Consider the following 23,507-nt stretch of genomic DNA (forward strand, 5'->3'; position numbering starts at 1 on the left):
TTGTCCCACGGGCCAGGGGCAGGCGTGCTGAAGGGATGGGCCTTCGGGAGCGCCGGGTCACTTCGAGCGGCCCCTTGGTGACTCTGCGCCCCCTGCGGCATCCTTCCCATGACTCGGGCCGGTCATGCAGGCCCCTCTCCACCATGGCGCCGGCGGCCGCGCCGCGCGCTCAGACCGAGGGCGACGGGCTGTGCATCGCGTCGGCCCATTCCTTCTGGATCAGCTGCTTGAATTCGCGGTAGGTCCAGTCGGAGTCGGGCTTGAAGTGTTCGATGCGCTGCTCCTTGTCGTCGATGTAGTCGAAGTACTCGTAGTGCTGGCGGTCCTTGTTGGCGTAGCGGTAGCACTGGATGGTGGCGCAGAAGTCGCCGCCCGGCCGGGGCGACGGATTGCTCAGCCGGTGGATCTGGTAGTACTGCGGCGTGAGGAAGGTGACGTCGCCCGCATGGGCGAGCATGTGCCCCCAGGAGGTTTCGTCCTGCGGGCTGAGGGTGCCGAACCACTCGATCAGGATCTGGCCGTGCAGCACCTTGATGATCGCGTTGGCCTGCCCGTGGTCGTGGATGGGCGAATGGCTGCCCGCCGGCCAGACCTCCAGCACGTAGGGCTGTCCCGGCGAGTCGCCCAGGTTGCCATCCAGCGTGATGCGCAGGTAGCTGAAGCCGCCTTCGCCGCCCGCCTTCTTCTTGAGCCGCTCGAAGCACATCCTGCCCGGCGTGACGATCGAATACTGGATGGCTTGGGCGAATTCCGGGAAGTCCGGCGTTTCCAGGCGGATGTTCGGCCCCGCCACATTGGCGTAGAGCAGCTGGCATTCCTTGGGCAGGTTCTGCGCCACGCTGACCGTGTTCTCCGCGATGAGGTCCAGGGTGATCTCGTCCGGGCGGATGACGCGCGGGGCCGGGTCCAGGTTGACCGGGATGGGCCGCAGCAGCAGATGGGGGTGCTCGCCCGCGCCGCGCACCTCGACGTGCCGCAGCGTGGGCGCGAGCAGGCCGAGGCCGACCGGGTCGGAGGTTTCCGGGAAGGCGTATTCCAGCTGCATCAGGTGCAGCAGCATCTCGCCCTTGCCGTAGCGCAGGCGCCGGTTGTTGCTGTCCAGGCTGAGCCAGTACGACTGGTTCGTCGAGGGTTGCAGCAGGGCCTTCGGGACGGTGCTGCGGGCCAACTCGTAGCGCTCGCCGTTCTTCTCGGCCCAGAGCACGGCGCAGGCCGCATCCACCGTCAGGCCGCAGGCGCCGGCCGGGTGCTTGCCGGGCTTTGCCGGCCGCAGGGCGATGGTGAGCGAGCGGGTGCCCGAATCGGCGGGCAGGCGCACGGAGGCGGTGCCCTGGCCGGTGATCCGGAAATCGGCCTGGGAGGCGTCCTGGGAGACGAGGTGGAGCTTGATCGGCGAGACAGTGGAGGCGGGCTGTGCGGAGGGCATGGCTTGGCGTGGCGGAATGGTAGGGATGGGTGGGGCGGCGGAATGGGGGCGGTGCGGGCGTGCGGGGCGGCGGCGCGCGTGCATGGATGCATGCGTGCGCACGGCTTCCGGGGGCCCGGAAAGTGTCGGTGCTGGTGGTGTTTTCCTCCCTGTCGTGGCGCCGCCTGGTTGGCGGTCTGTGCGTCGGTGTTTAGTTCTTCGGTCTGCGGTCCGGCACCGCGCCGGCCTGGCGCTCGCCCTGCCACAATGGTCCGCATGACGGCCTCTTTTGTACCTTCTTTCACGCACGACTCCACCCCCGGGGTTTCCCGGCACGAACTGCAGCGCGCGTTCGACACCCTGCTGCAGCCCGAGCGGTTCAAGGACTACGGCCCCAACGGCCTGCAGGTCGAAGGCAAGGCGCGCATCGCGCGCATCGTGAGTGGCGTCACGGCCAGCCGGGCGCTGATCGATGCAGCCATCGAGGACGGCGCCGATGCGATCTTCGTGCACCACGGCCTGTTCTGGCGCGGGCAGGACGGCCGCGTGACGGGCTGGATGAAGCAGCGGCTGCAGCGCCTTCTGGCCCACGACATCAACCTGTTCGCCTACCACCTGCCGCTGGATGCGCACGCTGAACTGGGCAACAACGCGCAGCTGGGCCGCATGCTCGGCGTAGCCGCCGATGCGCGCTTCGGCGAGCAGGACCTGGGCTTCGCCGGTCCCGCGCAGTTCGCCGATGCGCACGCCCTGGCCCGCCATGCGGAGAGCGTGCTCGGTCGCGCCGTGACGCTGGTGGCGCCCGAGCCGCGCCCGATCCGGCGGCTGGCCTGGTGCACGGGCGGGGCGCAGGGCTATTTCGAGGGGGCGATCGCCGCCGGGGCCGACGCCTTCGTCACCGGCGAGATCTCCGAGCCGCAGGCCCACCTGGCGCGCGAGACGGGCGTGGCCTTCATCGCGGCGGGGCACCATGCCACCGAGCGCTACGGCGCCCCCGCCGTGGCCGAACGGGTGGCCGCGCAGTTGGGCATTGCCCACCGGTTCATCGAGATCGACAACCCGGCGTGAAGGTATTTGCTATTTAATTGATAGCGGAATGCCCTAGTACTGATTGTGCTGGAGGGCTGCGGAAGGTATGGTCGCCGACTCCATTCATGAGATCGGTCTGCCTACCGGCTTCGCAGGCTTTGCAGGCGCTTCTCAGCCAAAGCCGCTTTCCCCGGAGTTCGTACGAGACAGCTCATTGGCCCACCACCTTTTCTCCGTGCAGCACGTCGTTCATCCAGCGCGGATCGGTCGGTAAGACAAAGCCTGCGGGTGCATAGCCAACGAACTTGCCGTCATCCTCCCACTTCTTCATCTTGCGGGTGAACTCTGCGGGGTAGTCCCTCGCGCTGCATGCGATGTTGCTCCATGGATCGCACACGTACACGTCTGCAGGCCATGTCCTCATGTCTGCAGGCAAGGGGTTCGATGCGCGACCGATGACGGCAACGTCATGGGCAACACTTTGGTCATCGCCGCCGAGTTCAAGAATCTGCGCAGCCAATCCACGTTCTTCAAGGTGATGCACTGCCAGAAGCGCCAATTCCTGGCACTGATGGGCGTTCCCTTGCTTGGCAGCCTGAAGTGGATCAGGCTTGGCACGCATGCGTTCGACCTCCAGCGTGGCTTGTTCCTGCCGGGCCTGTTCTTCCGGCCCGCCGTTTCCATTGACCTTATTGCCGGACTTCAGGTTCGGTCGGTAGTAAGTGTCCCGCACGAAATTCAGGACATCGGTCACTGCAGCTTTTGCTTCGGATGGGCTCAGGCGCTGCGCGGAAGACAGTACCGCCGTGCGTTGCCTTTGAAAAGCGGAAGTTTCTGCGTTGGAGGTGCCCTGTCGATAGGGACTCAATCCACTCAAATGGCTGCCGCCTTGGCCCGTTGTGCGCGCCTGGGCACTGCGATCAGTCGCGGCAGGCAAATGCTGGGTCCTCGAATCCATGTTGGGTCCATGCTGGTTGGATCCACTGCCCGATGTCGAAAAGCACAAGCCCATGACGCACCTCCTGATCGTTGACTGCAACAGTCCATTTTGCGAGAGGCGTGATTTGCACCGAGGAAAAACGCGAAGATTCGTTTGTCAGCGCGAAGTGGAAGCTCGATGCTTTTAATCGGTACACCGGTGCGTTCAACGGGCAGGCCTGCCCTCAAAAGCAGACGCCTTCTACATGACCCGCCCGTACCACCACACCGACAGCGCCGCCGCCAGCAGCATGAACACCGCGCCGGCCAGCGCGAACAGGGCGGACACCTCGGTTTCCTTCTTCTCCACCGTGAGGCGCGAGCTGAGCGTCTCGTACACCTTCTGCAGGTCGGCCGCCGTGGCGGCGTGGAAGTATTCGGCGTTGGTGCGCAGGGCCACGGCCTTGAGCGTGTCCTCGTCCAGGCGCACGCGCATGGACCAGCCTTCGAAGCCGATCGTCTCGCCGGCCACCGTGCCCACGCCCACGGTATACACGCGCACGCCGCGGTCGGCGGCCCACTGGGCGGCCTCGAGCGGGTCCACGCCCGTGGTGCGCTGGCCGTCGGTCAGCATGATGATGGCGGCCGAGGTGTAGGAGCCCGGCGCCAAGGGCGTGAACGGCTTCCTGCCCTGCGCCCGGCCCACCTCGTCGATGGGTTGCGAGCGCATGGCCTGCCGCCCGCCCAGGGCGGCGATGTCGATGCCCGAGTCGGGGAACAACGTGGCCAGCGACAGCAGGATGCCGTTGCCCGTCGCCGTGCCGCGCTGCAGCTGGAAGCTGTCGATGGCTTTCACCAGGTCCTCGTGGTTCTGCGTGGGCAGCTGCGCCAGCTGGGCGCTGCCGGCGAACGCCACCACGCCCACGCGCACGTGGCGCGGCAGGTCGGCGATGAAGGCCTTGGCGGCGTTCTGCGCGGCGGTGATGCGGTCGGGCAGCACGTCGGCGGCGCGCATGCTGCCCGAGACGTCCATGGCCAGCATGATGGTCTGCTGCTGCGAGGGCAGGGTGATGACGGCCAGCGGGCGCGCCGCGGCCAGCAGCAGCGCGGCCAGCCCCAGCAGGAACAGGGCGGGCGGCACATGGCGCCGCCAGGTCGTGCGCGCGCCCAGGGCCTCGCGCACCAGCGCGAGGCTGGGGTAGTGCAGGGCGGTGGCCCGGCGCCGGCGCAGCAGCCACACGTAGAACAGCACCAGCACCGGCAGCGCGATCAGCAGCCAGAGGAACGTGGGCCAGAGAAAGACCATGGTGCGGTGGCTCCTACTTTTTTTGTCTACGCGGCCCGGGCGGCAGCGCCCGCGACGGTGGGGGAGGCCGGGGCGCGGTAGGCGGGCTTGGCCGGCTGGCGGCCGCGCAACTCCATGAAGCGCACCAGGGCGTCCAGCAGGTCGTCGCCGGTGGCCAGCTCCAGCGTGTCGGCCCCGGCCCGCGCGAGCGATTCGCGCAGGGCGGCCTCGCGTTGTGCGGCCAGGCGGGCGAAGCGGTGGCGAAAGGCCTTGTCGCGCGTGTCCACCTGCAGCTGGTCGCCGGTCTCGGGGTCGCGCAGGGTAACCAGGCCCACGTCGGGCAGTTCCAGCTCCAGCGGGTCGAGCAGGCGCACGGCGACGACGTCGTGGCGCTGCGCGAGCTGGGCCAGGGGCTTTTCCCAGCCGGGCGCGGTGATGAAGTCCGACACCACGAACACCGCCGAGCGCCGCCGCACGGTGCCCAGGGCCGTGCCCAGCAGGTGCGACAGGTCGGTGGCGCCGGGCGGCGCCGCAGCGGGCCCGGGCACCTGCAGCAGGCGGTGCAGCAGGTGCAGCACATGGGCGCGGCTGGCGCGCGGCGGCAGGATGGCGTCCACGCCCGGAGCCCGTCCCGCGCCGGCGGGCGCAGGGGAGGCCGAGGCCGCGGCACCCGCGCCGTACAGCATGGCGCCCACGCGGTTGCCGTGGCGCGTGAGCAGGCGCGCCAGCACGGCCACGAAGCCGGCCAGGAGGTCGCGCTTGGCCTGCCCCGGCGGGCCGAAGTCCAGCGACGGGCTCAGGTCCAGCAAAAACCACGCGGCCATCTCGCGGTCTTCGGAGAACACGCGCACGTGCGGCACGGCGAGCCGCGCGGTCACGTTCCAATCGATGTGGCGCACGTCGTCGTGCGGCTGGTACTCGCGCAGGTCGGCCAGGTCCAGCCCGCCGCCGCGCAGCAGCGTGCGGTAGTCGCCCTGCAGCAGGCCGTCGAGCCGGCGGATCACCTTCCACTCGAGCTGGCGCAGCAGCCGCTCGGCCTGGCCGGGCAGCGCCGCCGCTGCGCTAGCGGCCGGCGGGGCGGCGTCAGGCGCGCTGCGGCTCATGGCGGGCCCCGTCCTGGGCGTCGTGGTGCAGCGGCCGGGGCGGCGCGGGCAGATGGGCCATGAGCTGGCCGATCAGGGCGTCGGCGTCCAGCCCGTCCGACAGCGCCTCGTACGACAGCGTGATGCGGTGGCGCAGCACGTCGGGCGCGAGGTCGGCCATGTCCTCGGGCAGCACGTAGGCGCGCCCGCGCAGCATGGCCAGGGCCCGCGCGCCCTCGGCCAGGTGGATGGTGGCGCGGGGGCTGGCGCCGCAGGCGATGCGCGGGGCCAGGCCGGGCAGGCCGTACTGGGCCGGCGCGCGCGTGGCGGCCACCAGGCGCACGGCGTACTGCAGCAGCGACGGGTCCACGTAGACCGTGCGGCACTCGGCCTGCAGCGCGGCGAGCTGGCCGGTGGTGGCCACGGCGGCCACCTGCACGGCGGGCGCCAGGGCGCGCTGGGCGATCACGAACTCTTCCTCTTCGCTCGGGTAGCCAACGAGCACCTTCATCATGAAGCGGTCCACCTGCGCCTCGGGCAGCGCGTAGGTGCCCTCGGTCTCGATGGGGTTCTGCGTGGCCATCACCAGAAAGGGCTCGGGCACGCGGTGCGTCTCGCCCGCGATGGTCACCTGGCGCTCCTGCATCACCTCCAGCAGCGCGCTCTGCACCTTGGCGGGCGCGCGGTTGATTTCGTCGGCCAGCAGCAGGTTGGTGAACACCGGGCCGCGTGTGGTGCTGAACTCGCCCGTGCGCTGGTTGTACATGCGCGTGCCCACCAGGTCGGCGGGCACCAAGTCGGGCGTGAACTGGATGCGCTTGAACTGGCCCTGCACGGTGCTGGCCAGGGTCTTGACGGTGAGCGTCTTGGCCAGGCCGGGCACGCCCTCGACCAGCAGGTGACCCTGCGACAGCATGGCCACCATCACGCGCTCCAGGAAGCGGTCCTGCCCCACCACGACGCGCTTGACCTCGTAGAGGATCTGCTCCATCAGCGTGGCGGTGTGCGGTGTGGCGTGTTCCATGGCTGTCCTTTTTGATGCGTTATCGAGGAGGCGGCAAGTGCAAAGGCCCATGCACTGGCGGGCGCTGTCCCTTCCGAAGGCCGCGGAGCAGGCCGCGCCAGCAGACGCCGCCCAAGGGCCGCCCCGCCGCGCTGGCGTCGTCCCCCTGTCCGCAGTGCGCAGCGCTGCGATAGCCGGGGGAAGCGGCGCAGCCGCTCAAGGGGGTGTTCATCTTCAGAACGGCGGCATGCCGACGGCGGCCGCCGCGTTCTCGATGGGCACGGCGAAGCCGATGCCGATGAAGGTGCGCGCGGGCGTGGGGTTGAGGATGGCGGTGACGATGCCGACCACCTCGCCGTCGAGCGTGACCAGCGGCCCGCCGGAGTTGCCGGGGTTGGCCGCGGCGTCGAACTGGATCAGGTGCTGCAGCTCGCGCTTGCCCTCGGGCGAGTCGAACTCGCGCTCCAGCCCCGACACCACGCCGGCCGAGGCCGAGGGCCCGATGCCGAACGGAAAGCCCACCGCCACCACCGGGTCGCCCGGGCGCAGGTTCTGCGTGGAGCGCAGCGGGGCGGCCACCAGGTCGTCGGGAATCTTGTGGGCCTGCAGCACCGCCAGGTCGTTCTCGGGCTGCACGCCGGTGACGCTGGCGCCGGCCTCCATGCCGTCGGAGAACGTGATCTGCACGCGCGTGGTGCCCTGCACCACGTGCAGGTTGGTGAGGATGACGCCCTTGTCCAGGATCACCACGCCGGTGCCGATGCCGCGCTCGACCTCCTTGCCCTTCTTGGTGCGGGCGTAGCCCACCACGCGCACCACCGAGGGCGCGATGGTCTGCACCGCGCGCGCCGTGGCCGCGGGCAGGGGCTGCGTCTCCAGCGTGCGCAGCACGGCGGCGTCGATGTCCTTTTGCGTGAGGGGCGGGGCGGACGGGCGCTTGCCCATCCAGACGCTGGCGGCCAGCAGCACCGACAGCAGGGCGATGGCGGCCCACAGGGCGCGCTGGTGCGGGCGTGGGGCCACGCGCACGGGGCGATCGCCGGTGGGGGCGGCCGTGGCAGAAAAGGTCTCGGGCGCCTGCGCGGCTTCGGCGGTGCGCCCGGCGCCGGGGCGTGGCGCGGCGCCGGCCTGGCCACGCGGTGCGGCCGGGTGCGGTGCCGCCTCGGGGGCGTTGCGGCGGTCGGAGCGGGAGCTGCTGTAGCGGGGTGGCCTGGGCATGCTGACACCTCTGGAAGCGGGCGCGCCACGGGCGGGCGGCGGCGGAGCGTTCACGGTAGCACGGAAAAGCCCGCCGCGCATGTGACAGGGCGTATCGGCGCGGGCCATGGCGCCCGCAGGGCCAGCTGCCTCGGGCATCATCCGCGCATGCACACCTGGATCGACACCCACTGCCATCTGGACGAGTTCGAGGCGCATGCCGGGCCCGCGCACCTGGCCCAGGTCCGCACCGAAGCTGCGCGCGCCGGTGTCATGCACTGCGTGCTGCCGGCGGTGGAACTGGGCAACCTGGACGCCGTGCGCCGCCTGGCGCACCAGCATGGCGACAGCTACGCGCTCGGCATCCACCCGCTGTTCACCGGCCGCGCGGGCGATGGCGACGTGGACACGCTGGCCGGGGCGCTGCAGACCCACCACGCCGACCCGCGTCTGGTCGCCATCGGCGAAATCGGCCTCGATTACTTCGTGCCCACGCTGGACGGCCCGCGGCAGGAGCGCTTTTACCGGGCGCAACTGCAGCTGGCGCAGCGCTTCGACCTGCCGGTGATCCTGCACGTGCGGCGTTCGTCGGACAAGGTGCTCAAGGGCCTGCGCGAGCGGCCGGTGCGCGGCGGCATCGCCCATGCCTTCAACGGCAGCCTGCAGCAGGCCCAGGCGTTCATCGCCATGGGCTTCAAGCTCGGCTTCGGCGGGGCGGTCACGTTCGAGCGCGCGCTGCAGCTGCGCCGGCTGGCGGCGGAGTTGCCGCTCGAATCGCTGGTGCTGGAGACCGATGCCCCCGACATTCCCCCGCATTGGCTCTATGTGACCGCCGCCCAGCGGGCCGCCGGCGCACCGCCCGCGCGCAACGCGCCGGGCGAGCTGCCCCGCATCGCCGATGTGGTGGCTGGGCTGCGCGGCATGCCGGTGGCGGAGCTGGCGCAGGCCACGCGGGCCAACGCCTGTGCGGCGCTGCCGCGGCTGGGGGCGCTGCTGGCGATCTGAGCCTTTTTGGCCGCCAGTGCAATTGGTACTAGGGCATGTTGCTATGATATTGATAGTAATCCGCAGCTTCGCCGTGCGCCCCGGCCCGGTCTCACGACACCGCGGGGCCCGCCGATTCCCCGTTCCCCTCTTTTTCTCCCCAATGTCCCCCGATGATGGCCGCCATGGATTCCGCCTCCGATCCGCCTGAGCCCTGGTTCCCCCCTCCTTCCGGTCCGGTGCCGGCGGCGGCCCCGCGTCTTGTCGGGCTGGCGCCGGTCGTCTCGCCGCGCACCGTGGTGCTGGTGCTCGGCAGCTTTCCCGGCGCGGCCTCGCTGCGCGCGGGGCAGTATTACGGGCACCCGCAGAACCACTTCTGGCGCATCCTGCAGGCACTGTGGCCGCAGCCCGTGCTGCCCGGGCGGGACGACTACGCCGGGCGCTGCGCCTGGCTGCTGGACCGGGGCCTGGGCCTGTGGGACGTGTACGCCGCCTGCGAGCGCGAGGGCAGCCTGGACACCGACATCCGCAACGCCGTGGTGAACGATTTCCGGGCGCTGCGGGCGCAGTGCCCCCGCCTGGCCGCCATCGCCCACAATGGCGGGGAGAGCTTCCGGCACGCCAAGGCCGTGCGCGCCCACCTGGGGCTGCCGCCCGCGCTGCTGGAGGGCGGCGTGCAGTCCCTGCGGCTGCCTTCCACCAGCCCGGCCAACGCCTCGTGGAGCTTCGACAAGAAACTGAACGCCTGGGCCGCCGCCCTGGGCACTTATGGATTGGTGTGACGATTTGACCCGCAAGAAAAACGACAGCGAAGCCCTGCCCGAAGTGAGCGTCTCCGACGATGGCGAGGTGCGCCACCTGCACCTGGGCACGCCGTGGATCCAGGGCTCCATGCGTGTGGCCGAGCCGTTCGAGCTCGAACTGGAATACGTGCAGCGCATGATGGCCTGGCTGCTCTTCGTCGAGCCCGCCAGCGTCACCAAGCGCCATGCGATGCAACTGGGCCTGGGGGCCGGCGCCCTCACCAAGTTCTGCCACAAGAAGCTGCGCATGTGCGCCACCGCCATCGAGCTCAACCCTCAGGTGCTGGCCGTGTGCCGCGCCTGGTTCAAGCTGCCGCCTGACGGCCCCAAGCTGCGTGTGATCCTGGGCGATGCCGCCGCGGAGATCCGCGACCCGATGTGGCTGGGCACGGTCGATGCCCTGCAGGTGGACCTGTACGACCACGACGCCGCCGCGCCCGTGCTCGACAGCGCCGCCTTCTATGCCGACTGCCGCGCGTTGCTGTCCGAGGACGGCGCCATGACCGTCAACCTGTTCGGCCGCGCCTCCAGCTACGAGCGCAGCCTGGGCAAGATGGCCGAGGCCTTCGGCGCCGACGCACTGTGGGCCTTCAAGCCCACGCGCGAAGGCAACACCGTGGTGCTGGCGCAGCGCACGCCCACGCGGCCCAAGCGCGCCGACCTGCTCGCGCGCGCCGAGGCCGTGCAGGCCCGCTGGGACCTGCCGGCCACCAAGTGGGCGCGCGTTTTCAAGCCGGTGGCCGCATGACGCGGGCCGCTTCGGCCTTCCACCGTGGTGCGTGCTGCTGTAGCCGCCGTACCGCTGCGCTCGCCCTTCCTCTCCTTTGAACGAGGCCCGCCCATGAGCACCGCCACCCCCACCGACACCCCGACGAAGCCCCCTGCCTATACCGGGCCGCTGGAGTGGCGCCGGCTGGTGGACTGGCTGCGGGCCGACGGCGTGATCTCGGCCGAGGAGGCCGCGCGCACCATCGCCCGCTGCTCGCAGGCCGAAAGCCGCCAGCACCCGCTGGTGCGCCTGGCCAACGTGGCGATGGCCCGCGCGAGCGACGGCCGCCCGCTCGATGCCGAGGCGCTCACGCAGTACCTGGCGCAGCGCAGCGGCCTGGCCTACCTGCGCATCGACCCGCTGAAGGTGGATGTGGGCCGCGTGGCCGACACCATGAGCGCCAGCTACGCCGAGCGCCACAAGGTGCTGCCCGTGCAGGTCACGCCCAAGGAGGTGGTGATCGCCACGGCCGAACCCTTCATCGACGACTGGGTGGCCGAGGTGGAGCGCCAGGCGCGCCGCTCGGTGCGCCGCGTGGTCGCCAACCCGCAGGACATCCAGCGCTTCACCGCCGAGTTCTTCGCGCTGGCCAAGTCGGTGCGCGCCGCGCAGAAGGCCGGCGGGGCCTCGGCGGGCAGCAGCTTCGAGCAACTGGTGGAACTGGGCAAGAGCAACAAGCAGCTCGATGCCAACGACCAGGGCGTGGTCAAGGTGGTGGACTGGCTGTGGCAGTACGCCTTCGACCAGCGCGCGAGCGACATCCACCTGGAGCCGCGCCGCGAGCAGGGCGTGATCCGCTTTCGCATCGACGGCGTGCTGCACCCGGTCTACCAGATGCCCATGGGCGTGCTCAACGCGATGGTCTCGCGCGTGAAGCTGCTCGGGCGCATGGACGTGGTGGAAAAGCGCCGCCCGCAGGACGGCCGCATCAAGACCCGCAACCCGCGCGGCGACGAGGTGGAAATGCGCCTGTCCACGCTGCCCACGGCCTTCGGCGAGAAGATGGTGATGCGCATCTTCGACCCCGACAACGCCGTCAAGGACCTGGACGCGCTGGGCTTCGCGCAGCACGACGCCACGCGCTGGGAGGCGCTGGTCAAGCGCCCGCACGGCATCATCCTGGTGACGGGGCCCACGGGCTCGGGCAAGACCACCACGCTGTACTCCACGCTCAAGCGCGTGGCGACCGAGGAGGTCAACGTGAGCACGGTGGAAGACCCGATCGAAATGATCGAGCCCAGCTTCAACCAGACCCAGGTGCAGCCGCAGCTCGATTTCAACTTCGCCGAAGGCCTGCGCGCGCTGATGCGGCAGGACCCGGACATCATCATGGTGGGCGAGATCCGCGACCTCGCCACCGCCGACATGGCCGTGCAGGCCGCGCTCACCGGCCACCTCGTGTTCAGCACGCTGCACACCAACGATGCGCCCAGCGCCGTCACGCGGCTCATGGAGCTGGGCGTGCCGCCCTACCTCATCAACGCCACGCTGCTGGGCATCCTGGCGCAGCGGCTGGTGCGCACGCTGTGCAAGCAGTGCAAGCAAAAGGACGAGGCGGCCTCGGCCGAGGCGCTGGCCGTCGTGGTCAAGCCGTGGAAGCTCAACGGCGGCTACCAGCCCTACAAGCCCGTGGGCTGCGTGGACTGCCGCATGACGGGCTTCCATGGCCGCATGGGCCTGTACGAGCTGCTCACCGTGAGCGAGGCGCTCAAGGACCGCATCAACCAGGCGCCCTCCATCGACGTGCTGCGCCGCCAGGCCGTGCAGGACGGCATGCGCCCGCTGCGCCTGGCCGGCGCGCTGCGCGTGGCCGAAGGCATCACCACGCTGGAAGAAGTGATCGCGGCCACGCCGCCGATGGAGTAGACCGCGCCGCCGGGCGCGCCCCCCGGGGGCCGGCTGCGCGCGCGTTGTCCGAGCTGTGCCGGGCCCTTCATCCACCGCCTGCGGACGCTCTGCAGTAGCGCGCCGGCGCGGCTTTTTCCGAGGCGCCACCCTGCGGTTTTCCCTAGGCGCTGGATAGGTGGAATCCACATCGATCCCGAGTGGACCGGACTGCACAATCGCCCGTCAAGTTCTTGTAAGGAGACGTTTTCGTGAAAATCAAGAGCCAGAAAGATTTCTTTTCGGGCCTCATGTTCATGGGTGTGGGCGTGGCCTTCGCGGTCGGTGCCTCCAACTACAACATCGGCAACGGCGCCCGCATGGGCCCCGGCTACTTCCCCCTGATTCTCGGCATCATCCTCGCCATCCTCGGCGTGGCGATCACGTTCTACGCCACGGTGGTGGAGAGCGTGGATGGCGACAAGATCGGCAAGTGGGCGTGGAAGCAGCTGTTCTTCATCCTGGCCTCGAACTTCGCGTTCGGCGTGCTGCTGGCGGGCTTGCCCTCGTTCGGCGTGCCGGCCATGGGCCTGATCGTCGCGATCTACGCGCTGGTGTTCATCGCCAGCTTGGCCGGCGACACCTTCAGTGCCAAGGAGGTGTTCATCCTCGCCACGGTCCTGGCGGTGGGCAGCTACGTGGCTTTCGTGTGGGCGCTGAAGCTGCAGTTCCCTGTGTGGCCCAGTTTCATTTCGGGTTGAGCAGGAGCATCGAAAACCATGGAATTGTTTGACAACCTGGCGACCGGCTTCGGCGTCGCCTTCACGTTTCAGAACCTCATCTACTGCTTCATCGGCTGCCTGCTGGGCACGCTGATCGGCGTGCTGCCGGGCATCGGGCCCGTGGCCACCATCGCCATGCTGCTGCCCGCCACGTATGCGCTGCCCCCGGTGGCCGCGCTGATCATGCTGGCCGGCATCTACTACGGCGCGCAATACGGCGGATCGACCACCGCCATCCTGGTGAACCTGCCGGGCGAATCGTCCTCGGTGGTGACCGTGATCGACGGCTACCAGATGGCGCGCAAGGGCCGGGCGGGTCCCGCGCTGGCGGCCGCCGGCCTGGGCTCGTTCTTCGCCGGCTGCGTGGGCACGCTGATCCTGGCCGCCTTCGCGCCACCGCTGACCGAAGTCGCCTTCAAGTTCGGCCCCGCCGAATACTTCTCGCTGATGGTGCTGGGCCTGATCGGCGCCGTGGTGCTGGCCTCGGGCTCGCTGCTCAAGGCGGTCGCCATGATCGTGCTGGGCCTGCTGCTGGGCCTGGTGGGCACCGACGTGAACTCGGGCGTCGCCCGCTACAGCTTCGATATCCCTGAACTGACCGACGGCATCAACTTCGTCGTGATCGCCATGGGCGTGTTCGGCTACGGCGAAATCATCGCCAACCTGTCCAAGCCCGAAGACGACCGCGAGGTGTTCACCGCCAAGGTGCACGGCCTCCTGCCGACCAAGGAAGACTTCAAGCGCATGATCCCCGCCGTGCTGCGCGGCACGGCCCTCGGCTCGGCCCTGGGCATCCTGCCCGGCGGCGGCGCGCTGCTGGCGGCCTTCGCGGCCTACACCATCGAAAAGAAGACCAAGCTGCAACCCGGCGAAGTTCCTTTCGGCAAGGGCAACATCCGCGGTGTGGCGGCCCCCGAGTCGGCCAACAACGCCGGCGCGCAGACCTCCTTCATCCCGCTGCTGACGCTGGGCATTCCGCCCAACGCCGTGATGGCGCTGATGGTGGGTGCCATGACGATCCACAACATCCAGCCTGGCCCCCAGGTGATGACGAGCAACCCCGAACTCTTCTGGGGCCTGATCGCCTCGATGTGGCTCGGCAACGCGATGCTGATCATCCTGAACCTGCCGCTGATCGGCCTGTGGATCAAGCTGCTGACCGTGCCTTACCGCTGGCTGTTCCCCTCCATCGTGCTGTTCTGCGCGGTGGGCGTGTACGGCACGAACAACAACACGTTCGACGTGTGGCTGGTCGGTATCTTCGGCTTCATCGGCTACCTGTTCCACAAGCTGGGCACCGAACCCGCGCCGCTGCTGCTCGGGTTCATCCTGGGCCCGATGATGGAAGAAAACCTGCGCCGCGCCCTGCTGCTGTCGCGCGGCGACTGGAGCGTGTTCGTCACGCGCCCCATCTCCGCCGGCCTGCTGGCTGCCGCCGTGCTGCTGCTCATCATCGTGCTGCTGCCAGCCGTGAAGAACAAGCGCGAGGAAGCCTTCGTCGAGGACTGACGTCCCGGCTGGGTACCCTTTCACGATTGAGAAAAACGGCACCTTCGGGTGCCGTTTTTCTTTGGGGGGCCTGTCGGGAGGAGGGTGCGAGGCTCAGGGCATGATTTCGGCATCGGTCAGCGGTGGACAGTCAGCGCACTCCGGCGGAATGTTCTCGAACACCACGTCGCGCCCTACACGCACCTTGTTCATGGGCGGGTTGAGGTACCAATACAACTGGCCGTTGATCCAGAGGTCCACTACATCGCTGGTGCCCAACAGTGTTCTCGGCTCGACGCGATAAAGACGAATCACGTGGGGATAACGCATGTCCATGTGCGTTAAACGTTGAAGCCAGGAAGCTTCGTAGTAGTCCAACCGGTACACACGGCGGGGGCTGTAGTGACTTCGATCGTAGGTTGGAGTAACGAAGTACCAGCCCCCAACGATCAAGGCAATCGCGAGAGCAGCCCGTTTTAGAAGAGCCCGATATTTTTTCATTCCGCGTACCTCACTTCACCACTGGAATTTCAGCGGGAAGGCCAGTCGAACCCTGTGCACATTCGACAGCACCATGAAGTCTCCACCTCGATGATTTTTCCGTCGCCATTGGCGAAAATCCTTGTTCTGCACGATGTACTTGTACCCTTGCACAGTGCTGAGAGGTTCATTCACAACGGCGTCATCAACGGGTATGTTCAGCCGCGTGCTGACACCACACTCCACGCCGCTGAAACCCCAGCAGCCTAATGGCTGGGAGATGAAATTGCTGCCGTCGTTGAAGTCATAGGCATCACGCAAATAAAAGCCAAGCTCTTCGATTTCCACTTTGGCTTTGCCCAGTCCCTGGGGGAAAACGGTGCCCGATACAGCCACATTCATTTGTGCTTCTCCCATCGCGCCATAGAAGTCGTCCATGGGATCACTCCATCGACCAAACGACAGGTAGTTGACTTGACACGTGTCCTCCAGGGTTTTGGCCGGCTGCGCGAGATTGCCTAAACGCCAGCACTGGTCCTGGCGCCCTCTGCTTTGGCGATCCACTCGATCTTTCAGTTGGGCAATGCCTGCAGGGCTTGCCCATTTCGATCGCAAACTGGCCATGGCTGCCTGCACCCGTGCGAAACCTAATGCCCATTCCATCATGACGGTGCTCTCGTCGAGATGCGGAGCGGGGAGTTGGCTCAGACGACTGGGGGGTTCACTGAATTTCATTTCCTTTGTCATCTGGTATGCGGCCCCGTTGAACCACCGCTCCATCAACGCCGCCGCCACCGGCCACCCCAAGCGCGAGCGCATCACCGATGGAATGTCCCGCAACTGGAACAGGCGGGTGGCATATTGCGGCGCATTCTTGCGCCCGAGCACGGACCGCAGGGCTTCCTGCGGTGCCTTCAGAAGATCGACCATTGACCCTGACTCAATTTGTTTTTCAGTCACGCTGAGGCTTGCGTGAACGGGGCGAATTATGGCGAAGAAATGGCTTGATCCCCCGGCCGTCGCTGTATGGATTGGTTGCAGGGCGTAACCGTTCAGCAAATGATCGTTGTGCTTCGCGGAGCCATCCCGCACCGCCCGCAATGCCGCCGCAAGGCACTGCGATTTCGCCGGTATCGCCGATCGCGGGGCGGGCCGCGCACAGGGCCGATGGCTGTGCGGCCACCTGCATGCGACACTGAATGAATGCGCACCCGGCCAACGCACCGGGCTGCCCAACCCGCCGAATCCATGCAGCAGTCCACACCCCCCGATACCGCGCGTTCCACGGCCCCTGCCGTCGAAGCGTCCGCTTCCGTTCCAGTGCAGCCCTCGGGGCCTTTGCCCACGCCGAATGCCGGTGTGGCCGCCGGCATGGCCCTGGCCCTGGTCGGTGCCATCGCCTTCAGCGGCAAGGCCATCATCGTCAAGCTGGCCTATCGCCACGGCGTGGACGCGGTCACGCTCATCATGTACCGCATGCTGTTCGCGCTGCCGATCTTCGCGGCCATGGCGTGGTGGGCCAGCCGGGGCAAGGCGCCACTCACGCGCCGCGACTGGGCGGGCGTGGCCTGGCTGGGGTTCACGGGCTACTACCTGGCGAGCTTTCTCGACTTCGCCGGGCTGGCGTACATCAGCGCCAGCCTGGAGCGGCTGATCCTGTACCTCAACCCCACCCTGGTGGTGGTGCTGGGCTGGGTGCTGTATCGCCGCAGCATCCGCTGGGGGCAGATGCTGGGCATGGCGATCAGTTACTGCGGTGTGGTGCTGGTGTTCGGGCACGAGGCGGGCCTGCAGGGCGCGTACGTGGCCTGGGGGGTGCTGCTGGTGTTCCTGTCGGCCGTGAGCTATGCGGTCTACCTGGTGTACAGCGGCGAGATGGTCAAGCGCATCGGCTCGCTGCGCCTGGTGGGCCTGGCGACCACGGTGGCCTGCGTGTGCTGCCTGCTGCAGTTCGCGGTGCTGCGGCCGCTGGGCGCGGCGGTGGTGGCGCCCGAGGTGCTGTGGCTGTCGCTGTTGAACGCCACGCTGTGCACGGCGGTGCCGGTGCTGCTGGTGATGATGGCCATCGAGCGAGTGGGCGCGGGCCTGGCCGCGCAGGCCGGCATGGTGGGGCCGCTGTCCACGATCCTGATGGGGGTGTGGCTGCTGGACGAGCCGTTCACGCTGTGGGTGGCGTCGGGCACGGCGCTGGTGCTCACGGGCATCTTCGTCTTCACCCGCATGGCGGCGCGCAAGCCCGCGGGCTGACTCCTTGCCGGGCCGGTGCCTGGCGCCGGGCATTCCCCTTGCCCGGCGCTGGCGCGCGGCGCTTCGTATCATGGTCCTTCGATCGCTGGCGCACCGGGAGCAGGGCGCGTGCGGCGCCTCTTTTTGTGATTCGCAACGGGCCGGGCGCGCCGGCCGTGAAAGGAGACTATGGACCTGGGTATTGCCGGTAAATGGGCGTTGGTGTGCGGCGCCAGCAAGGGATTGGGGTATGGCTGCGCCGAGGCGCTGGTGCGTGAGGGCGTGAACGTGGTGATCAACGCCCGCAACGCCGAGGCGCTGGATCAGGCTGCGGCGCAGTTGCTGGCCGCGGCGGCCAACGAGTCGGCCACGCTGGCGCACAAGCACCCGCAGCCGGTCGTGCTGGCCGTGGCGGCGGACATCACCACGCCCGAGGGCCGGGCCGCAGCGCTCTCGGTGGAGGGCGGGCCCGGGGCGGCGTTCGACATCGTGGTCACCAACGCGGGCGGCCCGCCGCCGGGCGACTTCCGCGACTGGGACCGCGATGCCTGGATCAAGGCGGTGGATGCCAACATGCTCACGCCGATCGAGCTGATCAAGGCCACGGTGGACGGCATGGCGGCACGGGGCTTCGGGCGCATCGTCAACATCACGTCGAGCGCGGTGAAGGCGCCCATCGACATCCTGGGCCTGTCCAACGGCGCGCGCAGCGGCCTCACGGGCTTCGTGGCGGGCGCCTCGCGCAGCTCCATTGCGGCGAAGGGCGTGACGATCAACAACCTGCTGCCGGGCAAGTTCGACACCGATCGCCTGTCGGCCAACATCCAGGCGACCGTCCAGAAGACCGGCAAGAGCGAAGACGATGTGCGCCGCGCGCACCAGGCGGCCATTCCGGCCGGCCGCTACGGCACGCCGCAGGAATTCGGTGCGATCTGCGCGTTCCTGTGCAGCGTGCAGGCGGGCTACCTGACGGGGCAGAACGTGCTGGCCGACGGCGGGGCGTTTCCGGGCACGTTCTGACGCGAAGAGGGCCGCCTTTGGGGCGGCAGGCCCTTTAAGTCCGCAGCCGGGCCCCGGCGGCGGCCGCTTTGCGCCGCCGCCGCTCGCCCAGGCGCATGCCGAGCACCAGGCTGGCGAGGAACAGGGCGAGCGCGAGGTACGCCTGCAGGTAGTAGCTCCAGCCCTGTTCGGCATACAGGTAGGGCCCGACGTCGGTGGAGTGGATCTCCAGCAGCAGCCCGGCGAACCACAGCGCGGGCACCACGGCCAGCGTCGCGCCCAGCCACCGGCGCCAGGCCATGCTCGCCATGCACACGGCCGAGGCGCCCAGGGCCACGGCCCAGATGTGCCAGAGGGCCGGCGTCTTGTCGCTGACTTCCGCCAGGGCCAGCCCCGGTGCCAGAGCCAAGGCCAGGAGCGCGGTGGTGCTTCGGGCCTTCATTGGGGCGGGTAGCGGACGGTGAGCGGTATGTAGCATTCGGGAAGGCCTCCCAGTTCGCTCTTGAGCTTTTCGACGAACTTGTCGATGTGCACGGTCAGGTCGATGCATCCGGCGCTGCCCGGCGTCGAGCCGCCGTGGATGAAGAAGCCGCCGCGCCCGTAGGTCTCGGTGTCCGGATAGGGGTGGATGGTCAGGCGGAAGTTGCCCCAGGCCGCACGCGGCGAGCGGTACAGGTTCTTGAGCCAGTTGTTGGACCACATCTCGGACGGCTGGATCCAGTAGTCCCCTTCGGGGATGGGCCCGGCGTTGCGGGTCTTCTGCCATTCGGTGGAGTAGTCGAAGTGGCCGTTCTTGGGCTTGCCGGACACGGCGGGCAGCGCGAGGACGGATTGCGTGCCCGTGCCGCGCAGGACTTTTCCGTCGAATTGCAGTGCGATTTTCGATTGCAGGCATCCGGGGGCGTGGGGTCGGCTGCGCTCCAGGGCGTAGGGATCGGACATGGCGGGGTGAAAGGGTTGGCGCCGCGCAAAAGGAGCATGCGCAACGGGCATGGCGCCCGGGTTCAGCGCGGCCGGCCGATTCTAGGAGGGGGTTCTGCCGTGCCCCGTGCGTTTTTGTAATGCAGGGTGTCCGGACGTATCGCACTCCGCACACCGAAAGCGCGCCTCTGGCACGCTACACCGACCAGGTGCGCGGCCGCTGCGCCGCCATGCCCCAGCACTGTGCACGCCAAGCCGCCCACACGGCCTGCAGCAGGCCCATGGCGGGTTCCACCACGGGCGCGAGCACCCGCACCACCACCACGTTCGGATGGGGGCTGGTGGCGCCGGCCGTGGCGGCCAGCGGGTGTGAGTCGATGGCGGCGCGGGCGGCGTCCAGCGCGCCTTCGCGCCGCTCCCGCGTCAGGGCTTCGCCGGCGATGAAGAAGACCGACGCCATGCAGCGGTGCCCCGCCAGGCCCAGCGGGCCGTCGAGCAGCAGCCGGTCCGCCGCGTCGATGTGGCCGCGCTCCAGCCACACGCCCGGCACCTCGATGTGTTGGGTGAAGCGGCCCGATTCGAACGGTTGCCCTGCGTGGGGCAGCCCGAGCGCGGTGACGTCCCAGCCCAGGCATTCGGCGCCCGGGGCCACCTCCAGCGTGAGCCGGTTCTCGGCCTGGCAGGCGTTGTAGCAAAGGGCTTCGAGCGGCAGCCATTCGAGCCGCGCGCCGGGCGCCAGAACGGCGTGCGTGCGCTGCAAGGCGGGGGCACCGGTGGATCGGTAAAAGCGCGTGGCGCCGGGGGTGGTGACCAGGCCGTGCGCGCCGGCCGCGACGGTGGTGCGGATGTCCAGCGTGTCGCCCCCCACCAAACCGCCGGGCGGATGCACCAGCACGTTGTGGCACACCGCATCGCCTTCGGGGTACAGGCTTTGCAGGATGCGCAGCGGGCCGCCGTGTTCGAAGCGCGCCACCGTGCGCTCGGCCTCTCGGCGGTAGTCCAGTTGCAGGTGGGCGTGCCAGGTCATGCGGTTGCTATCAAATCGTGAGCTAGACCGGCATGATATCCGCCGGCATCGGGCCGATTCGATGCCGACCGGACGCAGGGGATGGGCTTCAGGCTTTCCATGCGCCCCGGTGCGAGGCCGAGGACTCCTCGATCAGCGCCGGGCCGATGCATTCGATGGCATGGGACGAGGCCGCGAACACGTCGCGGCACGACAGCTCAGCGTCGCGCTGGTCCAGCCGCTCGCCGCGAAAGGCGCGCAGCCGCACGGCGTCGATGCCGTACACCACGCGACCGATGTTGGCCCAGAAGATCGCGCCGGCGCACATCACGCAGGGCTCGCCGGACGAATACAGCGTGGCCTGCGCGAAGGCTTCGCGCGGATGGTGCGGGCTGGCCAGCCGCACGGCCGAGGTCTCGGCATGCGCGGTGCAGTCGCCCGTTTCGCCGTTGGCGTTCCAGGCCTCGGCCAGGATGCGGTCGTCCGCACCCACGATGACGGCGCCGAACGGTCGGTTGCCGCGCGCGCGGGCCTGGTCGGCGAGGGCGATGGCGCGGCGCAGGTACAGGCCGTCGCGCGGGGCGAGGGGGACTTCCTCGGGCAGTTCGCAAGCGGGGGAAGCAGGCATGTTCATCGGGCGGTCTCCGCTTTCAGGCCGGCACCTTGCGGTCGGCCGCAGCGGGCAGGAACGCCGGGTTGAACACGCGCTCGGCCGCCGGCTTGCGGGCCAGGCCGAAGGTGGTGGCGATCTCGTCGATCTGCCGCGTGAGCACCTCGGGGTTCACGCTGCCCAGGCCGATGGCCTGCGTTTCGGCCGTGGCGAGGTATTGCCGCGTGATGGCCCAGCGGGCGCGTTCCATGTCCATGTTCAGGATGGGCTCGCGCGCCTTGATGGCGGCCATCGCCGCATCGGGGTTGGAGAGCGTCTCGCGCAGCGCCCGGTTCGTGGCGCGCAGGAAGGCCCGCGCCACGTCGGGCCGCTCCTGCAGCAGCCGGCCGGCCAGGATGGCGTTGCCGTAGAGGTTGAGCCCGGTCTTGCCGTACTCGATCACCGCCAGGTCCTGCGGCGGCATGCGGGTGAACAGGGACACGGCCGAGTCGTGGAAGTAGGTGGCCGCGTCCACGTCGCCGCGCACCATCACGTTGTCGCGCGCGCTGAAGTCGGTGGTCACCCACTGGAACAGGTCGGGGCTGGTGTTGAGCTGGCGCGCCACCATGGGCCAGCTGCGGCGCGTGGATTCCACGGCGGCGGCGGCCACGCGCTTACCCTTGAGCGACTGGAAGTCGGTGGTCACGCCGCGGTCCTTGCGGCCGATGATGACGAAGGGCGCGCGGTTGTAGTACTGGTAGATGGCCTGCACCGGCGCGTCGGCGTTCTGCGCGTGGAACTCGGCCAGCGCGCTGATGTCGCCCAGCCCCAGGTCGTAGGCCCCGCTGGCCACGCGCGTGATCGAGGCCACGGAGCCCGAGCCCACGTCGATGCCCACGTCCAGCCCTTCGTCCTTGTAGTAGCCGTTGGCGGCGGCCAGGAAGAACGGCGCGGTCTGGCTGGTCACGCGGAAGTCGAGGGTGAACTTGAGCGCTGTGGTGGCCTTGCCCTGGGCGTGCACGGCGGGCGCGGCCAGGGTGGCGGACAGGAGGGTGGTGGCGGAGGTGGCGAGGAATCGGCGGCGTTGCATGGCGGTGGCTCCAGGTTCGGGGATGACAGCCGGCCACGGCGCATCTGCGCCGTGCATCGGTGCGAACTGAGCAATTTCCGGGCAACGGCGCCGTGGGGGAACGGGCCGGGCTGAACGCTTCTACTCGGAGGCTGCGATGCATGAAGCGTGCCTGAACGACGCCGTTGGAGTCGGCTCCGGTTGGGCGTATGTGGCGCGGCCGCTGGGTGTCGCCGCTGGTGCATTTCTCGCAGGGCAGGCACGCGGCTGGTGCGTGGCGGTCCCCGTTGCGGTGAGGCGCGGTGCGGCGGCCCGTGCCGCCGCTGTGCCGTAGCGTTGGTCCACCCGCTGCGCACGGATTGGCCTGCGATTTGCTTGCACGCCCCGCAAGAGTAGAAGCGTTCAGCCCGATGGCCTGCCCCGTGCGGGCCCCATCGGCGGGTCATTGCTCTTGAAGCCGGTGGTGGCCGCCGGCGCGCCGTTGCCGTCCTGGCGAATGCGTGCCGCCGGTCGCCGCCTTTGTCCCCTTCAAGAGCCCCGTGGCGCGTGCCTGCCTGGCCGTGTCCGCCATGGGCCTTGGTTCATCCGACGAGGAAACCCGCCATGCAGCAGAGCACCGCCAATCATCCCGCCATCTCCCCTGCCGACCCCGCAGACGCCACCGCTGATGTGCGTGGCGAACTGGAAAAGGAAGCCCGCATGGGCGGCATGGGCGCGGAAACCAGCGCCCGCGAAATCCGGCGCATCGACCTGTCCGACTTCGAACACCGCAAGGCCGAGATCGCCGAGCAGTTGTGGAGCGCCTCGGTCGAGATCGGCTTCTTCCAGGTCACCGGCCACGGCATTCCGGTGCAGGACATCCGAAACGCGTTCGCGCGCGCCCAGGCGTTCTTCGACCTGCCGCGCGAGACCAAGGCGCAGTGGCCGCTGGCGCGCAACGCCGGCTGGGAGCACAAGGCGCAGGTGCGCCCGTCCACGCGCACGCCGGACCAGAAGGAGTCCTACCAGGTCACCCGGCCGCGCATGGCGGGCCTGTGGCCCAGCGAGGCCGAGCTGCCGGGGTTCCAGGAAGCCACCTTGCGCTTCGAGGCGCAGTGCTGGCACGTGGGCATGCAACTGCTGTCGTGCTTCGCGGACCGGCTGGGGTTCGATCCGGACTTCTTCACCCGCGCGCACGACCCGTCGAGCGCGGCCTACCAGAGCACCCTGCGCATGCTCCACTACTTCGCCGTGGACCCGGCGCTCAAGGACGAACTGGGCCTGTGGCGCGCGGGCGCGCACACGGATTTCGACTGCCTCACGCTGCTGTTCCAGCGCCCGGGCCAGGGCGGGCTGCAGGTGCTGCCCGGCAAGGAGATGGAGAGCCGCCAGTGGACCAGCGTGGAGCCGGCCGAAGGCGTCATCACCTGCAACATCGGCGACATGCTGACCCGCTGGAGCGACGATCAGTTGCCCAGCAACTTCCACCGCGTGCGCAATCCGCTGCCGCACGAATACCAGGGTGCGCGCTACAGCCTGGCGTTCTTCTGCCAGGCGAACGAGGATGCCGTGGTGGAAGGCCCGGGCCGCAAGTACCCGCCGATCACCGCGGGCGACTACCTGCGCCAGCGCATCACGGCGAATTTCGCGAAGTACTGAGCGCGCCGGG

Annotated in this window: 23 protein-coding genes; 10 read left to right on the forward strand and 13 right to left on the reverse strand. The window is 69.0% G+C overall.

Features of this window, described 5'->3' with window-relative positions; genetic code table 11:
• Positions 1–169: 169 nt before the first annotated feature.
• On the reverse strand, positions 170–1,426 hold the full coding sequence (locus tag M5C96_RS05200) for a cysteine dioxygenase (protein ID WP_272567643.1): 1,257 nt from the start codon (positions 1,424–1,426) through the stop codon (positions 170–172).
• 255 nt (positions 1,427–1,681) lie between these two features.
• Here M5C96_RS05200 and M5C96_RS05205 point away from each other — a divergent pair, with 255 nt between their 5' ends.
• Positions 1,682–2,473, forward strand: a complete 792-nt coding sequence (locus M5C96_RS05205) for a Nif3-like dinuclear metal center hexameric protein (RefSeq protein WP_272567645.1) — start codon at positions 1,682–1,684, stop codon at positions 2,471–2,473.
• Positions 2,474–2,645: 172 nt separating this feature from the next.
• Here the strand turns inward: M5C96_RS05205 and M5C96_RS05210 are convergent, their stop codons facing one another.
• The 5 genes from M5C96_RS05210 to M5C96_RS05230 all read right to left on the reverse strand — a co-directional run bounded on the left by M5C96_RS05210 (position 2,646) and on the right by M5C96_RS05230 (position 7,940).
• Positions 2,646–3,392 (reverse strand): hypothetical protein, encoded by a 747-nt coding sequence (locus M5C96_RS05210; protein WP_272567647.1) that lies wholly within the window; start codon positions 3,390–3,392, stop codon positions 2,646–2,648.
• A 222-nt stretch (positions 3,393–3,614) separates the two neighbouring features.
• Positions 3,615–4,658, reverse strand: coding sequence for a VWA domain-containing protein (locus M5C96_RS05215; RefSeq protein WP_272567648.1), 1,044 nt, complete (start codon positions 4,656–4,658; stop codon positions 3,615–3,617).
• A gap of 26 nt (positions 4,659–4,684) precedes the next feature.
• The gene (locus M5C96_RS05220) at positions 4,685–5,740 is read right to left on the reverse strand and encodes a DUF58 domain-containing protein (RefSeq protein WP_272567650.1); all 1,056 of its coding nucleotides are present in this window, start codon (positions 5,738–5,740) and stop codon (positions 4,685–4,687) included.
• Positions 5,721–6,743, reverse strand: a complete 1,023-nt coding sequence (locus tag M5C96_RS05225; protein ID WP_272567651.1) for an AAA family ATPase — start codon at positions 6,741–6,743, stop codon at positions 5,721–5,723. Before M5C96_RS05225 ends, M5C96_RS05220 begins: the two co-directional genes overlap by 20 nt.
• Positions 6,744–6,956: 213 nt before the next feature.
• Positions 6,957–7,940 (reverse strand): S1C family serine protease, encoded by a 984-nt coding sequence (locus M5C96_RS05230; protein WP_272567653.1) that lies wholly within the window; start codon positions 7,938–7,940, stop codon positions 6,957–6,959.
• 147 nt (positions 7,941–8,087) lie between these two features.
• Here M5C96_RS05230 and M5C96_RS05235 point away from each other — a divergent pair, with 147 nt between their 5' ends.
• The 6 genes from M5C96_RS05235 to M5C96_RS05260 all read left to right on the forward strand — a co-directional run bounded on the left by M5C96_RS05235 (position 8,088) and on the right by M5C96_RS05260 (position 14,590).
• Complete coding sequence (locus M5C96_RS05235) at positions 8,088–8,924, forward strand: TatD family hydrolase (RefSeq protein WP_272567655.1); 837 nt, start codon at positions 8,088–8,090, stop codon at positions 8,922–8,924.
• Positions 8,925–9,088: 164 nt separating this feature from the next.
• Positions 9,089–9,685, forward strand: a complete 597-nt coding sequence (locus tag M5C96_RS05240) for a DNA-deoxyinosine glycosylase (RefSeq protein ID WP_272567657.1) — start codon at positions 9,089–9,091, stop codon at positions 9,683–9,685.
• The gene (locus M5C96_RS05245) at positions 9,672–10,454 is read left to right on the forward strand and encodes a spermidine synthase (protein ID WP_372588158.1); all 783 of its coding nucleotides are present in this window, start codon (positions 9,672–9,674) and stop codon (positions 10,452–10,454) included. Before M5C96_RS05240 ends, M5C96_RS05245 begins: the two co-directional genes overlap by 14 nt.
• 93 nt (positions 10,455–10,547) lie before the next feature.
• Positions 10,548–12,341 (forward strand): GspE/PulE family protein, encoded by a 1,794-nt coding sequence (locus tag M5C96_RS05250; protein WP_272567661.1) that lies wholly within the window; start codon positions 10,548–10,550, stop codon positions 12,339–12,341.
• 230 nt (positions 12,342–12,571) lie between these two features.
• Positions 12,572–13,060 carry a tripartite tricarboxylate transporter TctB family protein gene (locus tag M5C96_RS05255; RefSeq protein WP_272567663.1) on the forward strand — a complete coding sequence of 163 codons (489 nt, stop codon included), beginning with the start codon at positions 12,572–12,574 and terminating at the stop codon, positions 13,058–13,060.
• Between the two features lie 18 nt (positions 13,061–13,078).
• Positions 13,079–14,590: a tripartite tricarboxylate transporter permease gene (locus M5C96_RS05260; protein WP_272567665.1), complete on the forward strand. Its 1,512-nt coding sequence runs from the start codon at positions 13,079–13,081 to the stop codon at positions 14,588–14,590.
• Positions 14,591–14,683: 93 nt separating this feature from the next.
• On the opposite strand, the gene M5C96_RS05265 is transcribed toward M5C96_RS05260, so the two are convergent.
• Positions 14,684–15,070 carry a hypothetical protein gene (locus M5C96_RS05265; protein WP_272567666.1) on the reverse strand — a complete coding sequence of 129 codons (387 nt, stop codon included), beginning with the start codon at positions 15,068–15,070 and terminating at the stop codon, positions 14,684–14,686.
• A gap of 15 nt (positions 15,071–15,085) precedes the next feature.
• Positions 15,086–15,979: a DUF6402 family protein gene (locus tag M5C96_RS05270; protein WP_272569610.1), complete on the reverse strand. Its 894-nt coding sequence runs from the start codon at positions 15,977–15,979 to the stop codon at positions 15,086–15,088.
• 441 nt (positions 15,980–16,420) lie between these two features.
• Between M5C96_RS05270 and M5C96_RS05275 the strand changes: the two genes are divergently transcribed.
• Both M5C96_RS05275 and M5C96_RS05280 read left to right on the forward strand, forming a co-directional pair.
• Positions 16,421–17,296 (forward strand): DMT family transporter, encoded by an 876-nt coding sequence (locus M5C96_RS05275; RefSeq protein WP_272569612.1) that lies wholly within the window; start codon positions 16,421–16,423, stop codon positions 17,294–17,296.
• Between the two features lie 168 nt (positions 17,297–17,464).
• Positions 17,465–18,295, forward strand: a complete 831-nt coding sequence (locus M5C96_RS05280; RefSeq protein WP_272567669.1) for an SDR family oxidoreductase — start codon at positions 17,465–17,467, stop codon at positions 18,293–18,295.
• Between the two features lie 34 nt (positions 18,296–18,329).
• Here M5C96_RS05280 and M5C96_RS05285 read toward each other — a convergent pair whose 3' ends face one another.
• The 5 genes from M5C96_RS05285 to M5C96_RS05305 all read right to left on the reverse strand — a co-directional run bounded on the left by M5C96_RS05285 (position 18,330) and on the right by M5C96_RS05305 (position 21,880).
• A complete protein-coding gene (locus M5C96_RS05285; protein ID WP_272567670.1) occupies positions 18,330–18,716 on the reverse strand; it encodes a hypothetical protein in 387 nt (128 codons plus the stop codon).
• Complete coding sequence (locus M5C96_RS05290; RefSeq protein ID WP_272567673.1) at positions 18,713–19,216, reverse strand: tlde1 domain-containing protein; 504 nt, start codon at positions 19,214–19,216, stop codon at positions 18,713–18,715. Before M5C96_RS05290 ends, M5C96_RS05285 begins: the two co-directional genes overlap by 4 nt.
• Before the next feature lie 175 nt (positions 19,217–19,391).
• On the reverse strand, positions 19,392–20,222 hold the full coding sequence (locus M5C96_RS05295) for an urease accessory protein UreD (protein WP_272567674.1): 831 nt from the start codon (positions 20,220–20,222) through the stop codon (positions 19,392–19,394).
• Positions 20,223–20,310: 88 nt separating this feature from the next.
• On the reverse strand, positions 20,311–20,835 hold the full coding sequence (locus M5C96_RS05300; protein WP_272567675.1) for a nucleoside deaminase: 525 nt from the start codon (positions 20,833–20,835) through the stop codon (positions 20,311–20,313).
• A gap of 16 nt (positions 20,836–20,851) precedes the next feature.
• Complete coding sequence (locus M5C96_RS05305; protein ID WP_272567676.1) at positions 20,852–21,880, reverse strand: ABC transporter substrate-binding protein; 1,029 nt, start codon at positions 21,878–21,880, stop codon at positions 20,852–20,854.
• A 678-nt stretch (positions 21,881–22,558) separates the two neighbouring features.
• Between M5C96_RS05305 and M5C96_RS05310 the strand changes: the two genes are divergently transcribed.
• Positions 22,559–23,497, forward strand: coding sequence for an isopenicillin N synthase family dioxygenase (locus M5C96_RS05310; RefSeq protein ID WP_272569615.1), 939 nt, complete (start codon positions 22,559–22,561; stop codon positions 23,495–23,497).
• Positions 23,498–23,507 lie beyond the last annotated feature (10 nt).

This window comes from Acidovorax sp. GBBC 1281 (assembly GCF_028473645.1).
Taxonomy (GTDB): Bacteria; Pseudomonadota; Gammaproteobacteria; order Burkholderiales; family Burkholderiaceae_C; genus Paracidovorax.